At 41.9% G+C, this 12,865-nt stretch carries 10 protein-coding genes; 2 read left to right on the top strand and 8 right to left on the bottom strand.

Annotation, left to right across the window (positions count from 1 at the left end; genetic code table 11):
* The first annotated feature begins 1 nt into the window (after position 1).
* Both UQ64_RS05805 and UQ64_RS05800 read left to right on the top strand, forming a co-directional pair.
* Complete coding sequence (locus UQ64_RS05805; protein ID WP_060622553.1) at positions 2-1,246, top strand: response regulator; 1,245 nt, start codon at positions 2-4, stop codon at positions 1,244-1,246.
* A 23-nt stretch (positions 1,247-1,269) separates the two neighbouring features.
* Positions 1,270-2,547 (top strand): ABC transporter substrate-binding protein, encoded by a 1,278-nt coding sequence (locus tag UQ64_RS05800; protein ID WP_156417462.1) that lies wholly within the window; start codon positions 1,270-1,272, stop codon positions 2,545-2,547.
* A gap of 79 nt (positions 2,548-2,626) precedes the next feature.
* On the opposite strand, the gene UQ64_RS05795 is transcribed toward UQ64_RS05800, so the two are convergent.
* The 8 genes from UQ64_RS05795 to UQ64_RS05760 form a co-directional block, all read right to left on the bottom strand.
* Positions 2,627-4,225 carry an ABC transporter substrate-binding protein gene (locus UQ64_RS05795; protein WP_060622551.1) on the bottom strand — a complete coding sequence of 533 codons (1,599 nt, stop codon included), beginning with the start codon at positions 4,223-4,225 and terminating at the stop codon, positions 2,627-2,629.
* Positions 4,226-4,318: 93 nt separating this feature from the next.
* Positions 4,319-5,281, bottom strand: coding sequence for a carbohydrate ABC transporter permease (locus tag UQ64_RS05790; RefSeq protein WP_245237867.1), 963 nt, complete (start codon positions 5,279-5,281; stop codon positions 4,319-4,321).
* 15 nt (positions 5,282-5,296) lie between these two features.
* Positions 5,297-6,274, bottom strand: a complete 978-nt coding sequence (locus UQ64_RS05785) for an ABC transporter permease (RefSeq protein WP_245237866.1) — start codon at positions 6,272-6,274, stop codon at positions 5,297-5,299.
* Between the two features lie 476 nt (positions 6,275-6,750).
* Positions 6,751-7,542, bottom strand: coding sequence for a response regulator transcription factor (locus UQ64_RS05780; protein WP_060622550.1), 792 nt, complete (start codon positions 7,540-7,542; stop codon positions 6,751-6,753).
* Positions 7,517-9,373, bottom strand: coding sequence for a cache domain-containing sensor histidine kinase (locus tag UQ64_RS05775; protein WP_060622549.1), 1,857 nt, complete (start codon positions 9,371-9,373; stop codon positions 7,517-7,519). Before UQ64_RS05775 ends, UQ64_RS05780 begins: the two co-directional genes overlap by 26 nt.
* A gap of 28 nt (positions 9,374-9,401) precedes the next feature.
* Positions 9,402-10,232: a carbohydrate ABC transporter permease gene (locus UQ64_RS05770; RefSeq protein WP_042129876.1), complete on the bottom strand. Its 831-nt coding sequence runs from the start codon at positions 10,230-10,232 to the stop codon at positions 9,402-9,404.
* A complete protein-coding gene (locus UQ64_RS05765) occupies positions 10,232-11,116 on the bottom strand; it encodes a carbohydrate ABC transporter permease (RefSeq protein WP_060622548.1) in 885 nt (294 codons plus the stop codon). Before UQ64_RS05765 ends, UQ64_RS05770 begins: the two co-directional genes overlap by 1 nt.
* A 127-nt stretch (positions 11,117-11,243) precedes the next feature.
* Positions 11,244-12,653, bottom strand: coding sequence for an extracellular solute-binding protein (locus tag UQ64_RS05760; RefSeq protein ID WP_060622547.1), 1,410 nt, complete (start codon positions 12,651-12,653; stop codon positions 11,244-11,246).
* Positions 12,654-12,865: the final 212 nt, after the last annotated feature.

Here is a 12,865-nt window from a genome sequence, read left to right as displayed (position 1 = left end):
GATGAATGTGTTAATTGTTGACGACGAAAGTTTTGTTCGACGTTCTCTGTCAGAAATGCTGGGAAATGCGAACCAGAATTTTAGCATCATTGGTTCAGTAGAGAATGGATTAGCAGCTGTACAACTGTTAAAAGAGCAGGCAGTCGATCTCGTAATATCAGATATACGAATGCCCGGCATGGATGGACTCGAGCTCTCTAAGCATATTCATGAATGTTATCCTGACACTGAAACGGTACTGCTCACAGGTTATCAGGATTTCTCCTATGCCAGCCAAGCCATTCGGTACGGTGTACGAGAATATCTGGTCAAGCCAAATTCAGTAGAAAACATCCTCGAAGTCGTAACAAGTGTGTACGAACGCCTGGAATTGAAAAAGCAACACAAGCAAGTTTCACACCTACGAGAAAAGAATCTGCGGGAGAAACGTCTTTCAGATCTACTTTATGGCATTCCATTGCCCTATTTTGAAGAACAGCTCATACCGCCCTTTCATTCCTTTGTCGTCGTAACTGTAAATCACCTAGGTGATGTTATGCCGCAGTACTGGTCCGAACAAGCGATGTATGCAGCCGTAATCAATATATTAGAAGAGTGCTTTGCGCTATACGCTCACGTTGTCGGCATTCAAGAGGAGCAAGAAGCAATAATCATGTTATTCTACCCCCATGAACAATCTAAAAAAATTGATGAGGCGTTGACTCAGGAGATGATGAGTAAGCTGTCTAGCATCTTGAAATCGCCTTTCAGCGCAGGTGTCTCCAATCCTCACTATGACCTTGGAGCTCTCGCAACAGCTTATCATGAGAGTCTACAGGCATGTCAACAGATCAAAAAGGATATCACCCGATCGGTTATCTATTATAGTAATATATCCATGTGCTCAGCTTCCCCACAGCTTACAGAACAACTACAGGTGAAGGCTACACGCAGGGTAATCTCTATGATGATTGAGGCAATGAATTCGCGACTCCAAGAGAACCTCTCACTCAAAATGATCGCAGATGAATTATACATGAACCCAACGTATCTGGGCCGTCTGTTCAAAGACGATGTAGGAGAATGCTTTTCCAGTTTCCTTACCAAGCTTCGTATTCAAAAAGCAATAGAGCTGCTAAATAATGTTACGCTCAAGGTTTACGAAGTTAGCGAATTAGTCGGCTTTAAGGATCCTGCATACTTCAGCCTCATATTTAAGAAATACATGGGTATGACTCCTCAGGAATTTCAGAAGCACAACAAATAAAGTCGAGGTGTGTTCTCTTGCATGTGAACGCTAAGTTGATGACTGTCCTGTTAAGCTTTGGATTGCTTCTTCATACAAGCGGTTGCCAGATCTCTCCTTCCAAGGAAGATATCGACCTGCAAGACCCGATCCAGCTGAACATCTGGCTTACCGCAGGATCGGGTCTTGAGCCACTTATAGATCAATATCAAACGCAGCATCCCGAGCTAGAAATTCATATTCAGACCTCTACCTTCACACAGCTTCCCGCCAAGCTGCAGACTTCATTCGCAGCAGGATATAGCTCCCCTGATGTGGCAGCCATTGATATTAGCTATTTGGATCGTCTCAAGCAGTTCCCCGGTTATTTTTATAACCTTACTACATTTGGAGCGAATGGTCTGAAGGATCAATTTCTGAGCTGGAAGTGGCAGGAGGTGCTCGGTAATGATTTTATCTTCGGATTACCGACTGATATTGGTCCCTACGCAATGTTGTACCGGACTGACATTTTCGCATTATCTGGACTCCCTACCAAACCAGAGGAAGTAGCAAAGCGAATCCAAACTTGGGATCAATTCCTCAAGGCAGGTACTAGAGTCCATGAGGCAACAGGCAAAGCCTTTGTCAATGACTTAGAGAATCTTTATCTAACCCTTTTACGCCAGTCCAAGCTTCAATATTACAGCCCCACTACACAAGAACTGATCATAGAAAATAATCCTGCAGTAAAAGGGGCCTGGGACTTCTCAATACAAGCCCTGAAGCTGAATCTATCCGCCGGTATTGCCGTAGATACACAGCGCTGGGGTGCAGGTCTGCTAAACGGAGATTTTGCAGTTATGCTCTGTCCAGCTTGGATGATTGATCATATCAAGAGCAGTGCTCCAACAGCCAGCGGATTATGGAACGTAACAACCATCCCAGGTAATAGCGCTAATCGGGGAGGTTCCATCCTTACTTTGCCTAGAACAGGCAGTCATCCTGAGGAGTCATTCGCGCTTATCAAATGGTTAACCGAGCCTGCACAGCAATTAATTTCATTTAAGACACAAGGTACATTTCCCTCTACCCCCAAAATTTATGACGATCCAGAGATCCATAACCTGTATGATCCCTATTTTCCTAACTCAGAGGTTGGACGTGTCCTCTCTACAGCAGCACAAGAAGTAATTCCTACTTACTACGGTCCTCACCACGCTGATGTAGAAACAAATATGCTTGAGTATTTGACCAAAGCTGAGCAAGGTAAGCTAGATCCCGAACAGGCTTGGTCACTTGCCATTCAAGTGGCACAAACAATAGATACTTCTTTCCGCTAACCTATTCATCAATCGTACAATAAAGGCTATCCCAGCGTAGTAATCATGCCGGGGATAGCCTTTTGGATTCGTTTATATTTTATTTTTGAGCAGCTAAGAAAGCACCTAACTGTTTTTGTTTTTCTGCAATAATCTTATCAAGTCCAGCTTTCTTCAGCTTGTCGGCGTACTTAGTCAGGACAGTGTCAGGATCAACAGAACCTGTATCCAAGCTGATGTCGTATTCATCCATTACAGCTTTACAAGCCGCGATTTCAGTCTTCATTGAGGATGCGTCGAAGTTAAAACCGAGCGCAACAGAAGCTTTACCTTTGGAGTTGAAGGCCTTGAATTGCTCCCATTTGTCTGGAGCTTCACTTTCCCATACAGGATTCAGGAATTGGCTTCCAAGCATCCAGGCAGCAGCGGTATTATAGTCACCAGTTTTATCAGTAGCTTTAATTGTATCGCCACTAACGACATCATAATGGACACCTTTCACACCAAATACGAGCAGATTATTGATTTCTTTATCCGTGTGCAAAAGATCTAAGACCATCATGGCACGAGCTGGATCACCAGAGGAAGCAGAGACCGCTAACATTGATCCTGCTGCATCACTAGTAGAAATCGTCGGTTCGTTAAAAGCAATTTGTTTCAGTTTTCCGACCAAACCTGTAGCATTAGCCAATTCACTATCTTTACCAGGTTTAAGTGATTGTACTGTCATAAAGACATTTCCGGCCTTCATTGCATCTTGCGTAGAATTTGTAGCCACGGCCGCATCTTTGTTAATGTAACCTTTCTTCATATATTCACGAGTAAGTTTGATGATTTCTTTATAACGGTCCAGCTCAATCATGGATTGAATTTTAGTATCCGCTGAATCCTTAAGCAGAACGCCTGGAATTGAAGCATCACCAAGCGTATCGTACTGCGCCATATACTGAGAGTTAAAAGTCTCTCCTTGCTTGAAGTATAGTGGAGTTAGGTCAGGTCTCTTCTCCTTTACGACTTTGAGAACGGCATCCAAATCTTGAATGGTCTTCACATTCGACATATCAATGCCTAGTTCATCAGCAATATCGGAGCGATAAACGATCCCGCCTTGTGCTGCTAGCTCCTTATTCGTAGGAACGGCATAATTCACTCCATTGATCGCAGAACCTTTTAAGAATTGCGGGTCGAGATTTTTAAGAATCCCTTGGCCATATTCGTTCAATAGATTACCGTACTTGCCGTTATCATCATTAAGTGGGAGGTAAGCACCTTTAGCTGAATTGGTTACATAGTTTTTCCATTGTGCTGTAAAAATAATATCGAATTTCTCCTGACTGGCAATCTTCAGATTGACATCATTGTCCCATGGACCCCAGTCGATCGGTGCGATATCCAATTTGGCATTAATTTTAGGTTCCAGAAGCTTATTGATAGCATCCTCAACAACCTGCTCATCCTTTTGAACAGCACCGACATAAATTAACTTAACAGTATAAGGATCTAATTTCTTTTCCGGTTCAGCTGTAGGATCTGCAGCAGGTTCATCTGTTGCCGCAGCATTGGTAGCGGTTGCATTTTCACTTGGTGCCGGTGAGGCCCCTTCATTATTCCCGTTATTCCCTCCACATCCAGCTAAGCTAAGACTGAGTACCACCATAAGCATCAGCGTTAATAGTGCGCTTGTTCGAATAGCCTTCATGTACACCATAACCTCCCTCAAAATATTTATATATGCTGAATCGGACGTTCACACACTTGCATAGAGCGCCGAATTAAGCCATTCCAATCCTCATTAGCCTTTAACAGCACCAACCGTAAGCCCTTTGATAAAATACTTTTGGAAGAAGGAGTAAACGAATACGATAGGACCGATCCCAATAACAGCCATTGCCATCCTTACCGTCTCGGTCGGCAGATTGATTTCTACACCTTGCGCAGCTAAGGCAGCCATCGCTTGAGGGCTTGCAGTAAGGAATTGAACGTTCAACATCGTCTTATACATTAAATACTGTAGATTGACATGCCCTTCGGGTGAAATGAAGATCAAGCTGAGATACCAGTCATTCCAATACGCCAAGGTCTGAAATAATCCTACTGTAGCTAGCACCGGTAACGACAAAGGCAGAATGATTTGAACGAAGATCCGAAACTCCGGTGCCCCGTCGATTTTAGCAGACTCAACCAGTGCTGGAGGGATTGTGTTCGCAAAAAAGGTTCGTAAAATGATTACAAAGAATGCTGAAACCAGCAGTGGCATAATTAGAATCCATAGCGTATCCTTCAAATGCATCATTTGAGTATAAACTAGATACCAAGGTACTAGGCCTCCATTAAACAAAAGTGTAAAAAACATAAAGAACGAAAAGAAATTACGATGTGGAAAATCCCCACGTGAGATAGGGTAGGCATACATTGCCATAATTACGAGACTCAGAATCGTTCCAACCACCGTCACAAATAAGGAAACCGCAGCTGCATCTATAATTTGCCAATAATCTTTTAACAGAAATTCATATGACGAGATATCCCACTTGTTCGGGAAAAAGCTGTAGCCGTGCTGCACAACCGATTGTTCATCCGAGAACGATACGATAATCACGAGGATCAGCGGGACCACACAAATCGCTGTATAAATCCAGAAGAATATATTAATCAGCAAATTGGAAATATTAGAAATTTCATTGGGTTGTCTTTGCCGTTTTGTTCTCTTTCCTGTACGACCCGACGGCCTTATTGCAGTTTCTGTCTGGCTCAACACTCCCACCTCCCTCTAAAATAACGCATCATCTTTACTTATTCGTCGTACAGCTAGATTCGCTAAGAAGATCAGTAGGAATCCTACAACAGATTGAACGAGACCCGCGGCAGAGGACATCCCAATATCACCAATCGCCAGGAAGGTCTGATACACATAGGTGTCGATAACTTGCGTAGTGGAGTATAATGCGCCTGCGTTTCTAGTAACCTGAAAGAACAATCCAAAGTCTGCGTTAAAAATCCTACCAATCTGCAGTAGCGTCATTACGATAATAACCGGACTAATCAGTGGCAGCGTGATTTTGCGAATCTGTTTCCATTTAGAAGCTCCATCAATCAACGCAGCCTCATAATATTCATGATCTATACCGATGATCGCAGCCATGTAAATGACCGTCGTATAGCCAATCTCTTTCCACAGCTTTACTATCACTAGAATCCCCGGCCAATATTGCGACTGCGAATACCATTCAATTGGATCTACCCCAAAGAACGGGAGCAGTGTCTTGTTCATGAACCCATGCTCTGCACTCAGAAAGCCGTATACTAAATAACTAACGACGACCCATGAGAGAAAATACGGGAGAAACATCGCACTCTGATGAAATTTCGATAGCCATCTGCTGCGCATTTCGTTAAACATTATCGCAAAAGCCAGTGAAAAAATGAGTGTAAGCACAATAAACGCAGTGTTGTACAATAGGGTATTTCTAGTAATGATCCAGGCCGTCTCTGTCGAGAATAAATATTTGAAGTTCGAGAACCCGACCCAATCACTGCCTAGAATCCCTTTCTGGTAATTGATATCCTTAAAAGCAATTACCGTCCCTAACATCGGTATGTAGTTATTGATGATCAGAATAATAATGGCTGGGAGCATCATCAAATAGAACACCCAATATTTCTTCATCACTCTCAGAAAATTCGGCACTCTCCCCCTGCCTCTTTTCTTTACTTCTGACAAGCTGACGGTAGGATTCGTCACACTCATGTTCAGTTCCCCCATTTCCCCATCATCCCAATTTAGAGCCTTTATCACTCTCGCTCGGCTATCGTCTTGCACATCCTTCTTACACTCTAATTAAAACATATGATAAATTTCGGGAGTATAGGGAGCATATTATATTTCTATAAAAAAAGAGATGATTATCCTTAATAACTAAGGATAATCATCTCTACTGTTTAAAATCATTTAATTTATCACAGCCGCAGGCTGGTCGATAATCCCTTCTTTCCCCTAAGGAGTCCCCACAACCGCAGGAGTGGGACGACTCCATACCCACTACGAAGTGTGGTGAGGGGGAAGGATCGGAGAGGAAATTTGGAACTGTAGGGGCGGAGCGTTCGCCTAAAAGCTTTCCTTGGAAAGCTACCTCGGAAGCATATGCTATCATTGGATTTCAACCGCGAGCAGCGGTTTCTAATCAAGAAATACCATGATAACAGCGACCGGAAGTCCAAATATCCTCAGAGTGACGCCGACCTCACCGCGTTTCGGTCACGATACTCCTTAGGAGACATCCCCGTCTGCTTCTGAAATACCTTCGTGAAATAACGTCGTTCCTGATAACCCACTCCGGAACCAATCACCGTAATACTCTTATCGCTGTTAGTAAGCATAAACTTGGCAGCTTCAATTCGCTGTTGTGTCACGTACTCCACAAAAGTCATTGCAAACCGGTTTTTAAACAAGAGGCAGAAGTAACTGCCGCTAATCCCGATCTTATTCGCCACTTCCTCAATCCCGATATCTGAATGAAGATGCTCAGAGATGTACTGAGCGGCTAAGTTCATAAGCTGATCCGGTGTTTTTTTACCATTGTCTGCTTCAGGAATTTCTTGAAATAAAGGGATGCTATTATACAGTTTATTTTTAAACTGTTTACTACGGATATTGGCTCCGATCTCACGTATCTTATTTCCAAGTTCTTCATAATGAATCGGCTTACAAATGTATTCTTTTACCCCAAGCCGGATCGCTTCCCGTGCGTAGTCAAATTCCTGATACCCGGTAAGCAGCAGTACCTCACTATCCAATCCCATTTCTCGCAACTTTCCTACAAAAGTTAACCCGTCCATCACTGGCATACGAATATCACTTAACACAAGATCGGGTTGCTCCTCTTCAGCAATGCGCAAGGCGTCCATACCACTTCGCGCCATACCGACGACCTCCATCCCCATCTCCTGCCATGGCAATACTCTGTTCAGGTTGTTAAGAATTGGGGCTTCGTCATCTACCAATAATACCTTTAGCATAATGATCTTCCCCCTGCTCGTATTTAGGTATGACACATTGAATTATAGTACCATAACCTGGACTGGAACAAATAAATATTCCGTACCTGTCACCGTATTCAATACGGATGCGATCCGCTACACTGCGAATGCCAAGACCTCTACGTTCGAGATTCATCCGATTTTCCCGTTCAATGTTAACCTCTTGCTCCACAGGATCATTCACAATATATTGGAAAATGGACAACTGAGATGGTGTAATACCTATACCGTTATCTTCAATTTGTAAAATTAAGTCCCCTTGCTTCTCCCAAACCTTCACAGAAACTTGACCTTTGTAATCAATACCCTCAAATCCATGCTGAATGCTATTCTCTACAAGCGGTTGCAAAGTAAGCTTTAGAATGCCGCAACTCATCAATTCTTGCGGGATATCAATATCGTATTCAAATAAATCCTCAAATCTGAATTTTTGAATGTCTAAATAATTGCGCAGATGTTTAATCTCTTCATCCAGTGTTATTTCTTCTCGATCCTGTATGCTAATACGTAAAATACTTGCCAGTCTGTAGACCATCTCACTGACTTTCTTGCCTTCATTCTGTATAGCCAGAACATTAATCGACTCTAACGTATTGAATAAAAAATGCGGTTTGATCTGTGCCTGTAGAACACGCATCTCGGCTTGATTCTTGCGACGCTGTTCGACTTGGATTCTGTTAAACAATCGATTAATTTTATCCATAAGATCATTAAAGCCCTTACCAAGGAGCGTTAACTCATCATTCCCCTTCACTTCTACCCGCGTAGTCAGATCTCCATCCTCAACACGTCGCATAAAACGAACAATTACGGCTATTGCACCTGTAATGCGATTCATAAAGAATAGATTGAAGATCACCGCTGCCAAAAAGCAAAGGAAAATAACCCCAACAAACCAGCGTGCAAATACTGTAACTTCTCGAGACAAAGAGTTCCATGAAGTTACAGACACTAGACTCCAAGGATAATCTTTCAAATGATACATGGAGAGAATACTTTTCTCCCCATTGTACTCCGTTTTAAAACTCTGAAACCCTTTTTTAAAGGTAATCTCTTTATTCGCGAATGACTGAATATCCTGTCCATCCAGCTTTTGATCTGGGTCGAATAGAATCATTCCGTCATCATTTACAAGCATAAACGAAACATCCTGATTGCTATCCCCAATTTTTAAATTGCGAAATATCGATTCGAGCTCCCAATTTTTGATCTGTACAACAAGGATACCTATGTTCTGAAAGAAGCTCAGTTCCTTCACGAGTCGAATTTGTGTAAACACAGGTTCAGTTCCCGTAAGTTCGGGATACTCATGAGGAGCCAGCCATTTTGGCACGCCATTCAAATCCATTACTTCCTGGTACAAATCACTTTTTTTAAAAGTATCATAGGGTAGCGTTCGGAAATTTTCCTTATTAAAAAGCGACACGATTTCAGAGTTACCTCTACCGTTAAAATTGTACAAAAAAGCATAGCTGATCGATGGATGGTTAAACAACAGACTACGGAAATTGCGCTGGCTTGCATTCAAATTGAGTTGCTCAGCATCAGTCAAATCTTGATTAGAAGGATCTTCTGCGCTAAGGGCCATATGAAAAACCGAGGTAGCAATTCCGTTGTCTGTAACGTTATCCATATCTTTTAACACATTTGAAATACTGTAACTAATTGCTTTGAGGGAGTATTCCGACTGTTGACTGTACTTCTTCTCAATAGAGTTATAAGTCACGAAAAACATAAGCATGCCTAGAATAAATAAGGGAATGATTATCAGGCCCAAAAATGCCGTAAATAATTTATAGCGCAAATTCATCGGCTAGTGCTCCTGACTGAGAAAAAAGTTATCCTTTTACGCCGCCCGCTGTTACGCCTTCAATAATTTTCTCCTGTAAAATCGCATAAATAACAATTACTGGAAGTACACTGAAGACGATACCCGCTGACATTTGTGCATAGTTCATCTGATATTGATCACGGAATTGAACCATACCCACTGGGAGCGTACGTAGTTCGTCATTCGATAGGAAGTAGTTTGCCAGCAAGAATTCGTTCCAATTGCCCAGGAAATTAACAATGAATACGGTAACCATGGCAGGTACGGTTAGAGGTACAATAATTTTAGCAAAGATACCTGGTGCCTTCAACCCATCCATGACCGCCGCCTCTTCAATTTCTCTAGGCAACGAGCGCATAAATGCAGCCAATATTATAATCGTAAATGGAATTGCATTCGCGATATAAGGGATAATCAACGCCCAGTGCGTATTCAAAATCCCCATCTTACGTACAATCGTATAAATAGGAAGCATCAATGCGTTGTTTGGAATGAGCATTCCCACCATAACCAGGGTGAACAAAATCGTATTCCATTTGCCTTGGCGCATCCGAGTAACTGCAAAAGCGAACATAGACGCTAGAATGATAGATACTACAGAAGCCAATATGGAAATGTACAAACTGTTAAAAAAGTAGGTGCTGATCTTGGCATTTACCCAAGCTTCAACATAGTTATTGAAGACAAACTCCTTCGGAATCCCAAAAGGGTTAAGCGCTATTGCATTGTTATCCTTTTTCACAGAGGAGAATAACACGAACAGGAAAGGAAATAGAATAACTAGTAGATAGGACAAAAGTGCGACATGTGGCAGACTTTTTTTCAGGGCGCGTGGCATCAGTATTCAATCCTTTCTGTGCGTCGGGCTATCAGCAGCTGATAAACGGCTGTAACCACCAGTGTAAATACAAAGATCAGGACTGCGATGGCATTACCGTACCCGTATTTAAAGTTAGTAATTGCATATTTAATCATGTAGGTTGCCATTACATCGGTTGAACCAGCAGGTCCACCCTTAGTCATTACAATGACGATATCCGCCGCTTTCATTGCCCCTGCAATAGATAACATGATTACAACAGAAATGATTGGAACGATCAGCGGAAGTGTGATGCGTGTAGCACGTTGGAATCCAGTTGCACCATCAATAGCAGCAGCTTCATCCAATTCACCTGGTATCGACAGAATAGCTGCAAGTACCATTACAATATAGAATCCGGTCCATTGCCAAGCATTCGTGATCAGGATGGATAACATTGCGAATCTTTCATCCGACAGCCAGTAAAGTGGATCAATACCAATTAAGCCAAGAACCTTATTTAAAAGTCCAATGTTGGGCTCATAAATGAAGCCCCATAGAATACCGATAACTGCTGTAGACATAATGGAAGGCATGAAGACCGCTGTCTTATATAAGCCTTTTAGCTTCTTTACATTTGATATCAATAACGAGAACAATATGATTAACGGCACCTGTACAAAACAGGAGAAAAGAATGAAGAAACCGTTATTTTTGACAGATATCCAGAATCGTTCATCTCCTAATGCCTTCTCAAAATTACTGATTCCGGCAGACTTGACTGTGTCAGATACACCATTCCAGCTAGTAAAGCTGTAATAGATAGAACTAAAGATGGGATAGATGAAGAACATCGTGAACAGGATCAGTGCTGGAAGAATAAAAAGGAAAAATACCAATGGATTTCTTAGTGCTTTATTCATGACTACCTCCGGTTGCTTTGACATCTGGCGAACAATGAATGTTTTAGATCTGTGCAAACACATAAATTCTTTGAGTTTAAAAATGTACCCTGGTTCTGGCACCAGGGTACATTCAATTTGCAGCTACTTATTCAACTGCTGCGTTTGCTTCTTCTTGTACCTTCTGTAAAGCTTCACCCATTTTCTCTGGAGTTGTCTGACCACCAATTAGCTTTTGAATTTGAATGTTACTGATTTCTGTAGTTACATCAGCTTGAACAAGTGAGTCAAATGCTGGGAACGAAGATTGTGAGTTATTAAGTACACCTACGATTTCGCTCATCAGATCATCCGTAATATTTTCATTCAGCACGTTTTGATCAATTTTCATTGCTGGCAGTACGCCATCTTCAACAAGACCACGTAATTGCATTTCTTCATTAAACAAGTTTTTGATGAAAGATTTCACAGCAGCCAATTGACGAGGATCTTTCTCAGCAGAAGCAGAGAAACCGTAGCCATTGTTTACATCGCGCATCAATGCAGTTTGGTCGCCTGCGCCACCATCAACTGGAGGAATATTGAAGAATCCAACTTTACCGATCAAACCTTCGCCAGATTGTCCGGCTTTGAATACGGAGGATTTCCAAGTACCATCATAAAGCAGGATTGCTTCACTACTAGTGAATTGTGTTGTATATTCAGCATACTCGAAACCAAGTTCGCCTTTTTTGAAGTATCCTTTGTCAACCCATTCTTTGTACTTTGCAAAGCCTTTTACAACGTTTGGATCAGTCCATTTAGCTTCGCCTGTTGCAAATTTAGCAGTTACATCTGGACCTGCATAACGTGACCACAAATGGTTAGCTAGCATAAGTGGTACCCAACCAGCCTTAGACGCACCAGCCAAAGGTACTTTTCCGTCAGCCTTGATGTCAGCTAATTGTTGTTCCAGTTCAGCAAATGTTGTTGGAGCTTTCCAACCCTTGCTATTGTAGTATTCTTTGTTGTAGAAGAATCCTTCACCAGATCCACCGATTGGCAATCCGTAAATTTTTCCTTCATAAGTGAAAGGATCTAAATTTGAGAATTTATCCTTAATTCCAAGTTCCTCTAGGATTGGAGTCAGGTCTAGTAATTTACCTTCTTTAGCATAGATCTTAGAGTCAGGGCTTCCGAACAGATCGAAGATCTCTGGTGGATTGCCTGCAGCCATTTCACCACGTAATTTTTCTTTACGGTTTACGTCTGAATCTACTCCATCAAGTTTAAAGGTCAGACCCGGTACATCGCCTTCTACCTTTTTAACTACTTCTTGCAGAATAGCTAGACGTTTCTGTTTGTCTGCACCGATTTGAGTGTGCCGAATCGTCATTTCGAACGGTTCGCTACTTACCGGTTCTTCTGTTGCTGGAGCATTTGTAGCATCCGCTGCATTCGTCGCGGTAGCGTTTCCATCTCCTTTGTTAGAAGACGCATTGTTGTTGCTTCCGCAACCTGCCAGTAAAGCTGATGATACAAAAATCAGGGACAATAGCAAAGTCATACCTTTTTTCATTTCTTGTGACCCCCCATATAATGTTGTGCTTTACACTTCTTATTATAGAAAACAGATTGCATTCTCGTAAGGTTAAGATTCATCCACTATAGGGATAAAAACCTCTAATGAAAGCGGAATCAACTACACAATATGTTATGTAACATAACCTAATTATAGTAATGATTACGATCATTCGTTAATATATGTGATTTAAGCGCATATTAATTCAA

The sequence above is a fragment of the Paenibacillus etheri genome (genome assembly GCF_001012825.1).
GTDB classification, from domain to species: Bacteria; Bacillota; Bacilli; order Paenibacillales; family Paenibacillaceae; genus Paenibacillus_AQ; species Paenibacillus_AQ etheri.
Note: the sequence above shows the minus strand (reverse complement) of the source record. Positions and strands in the feature narration are given on the sequence as shown.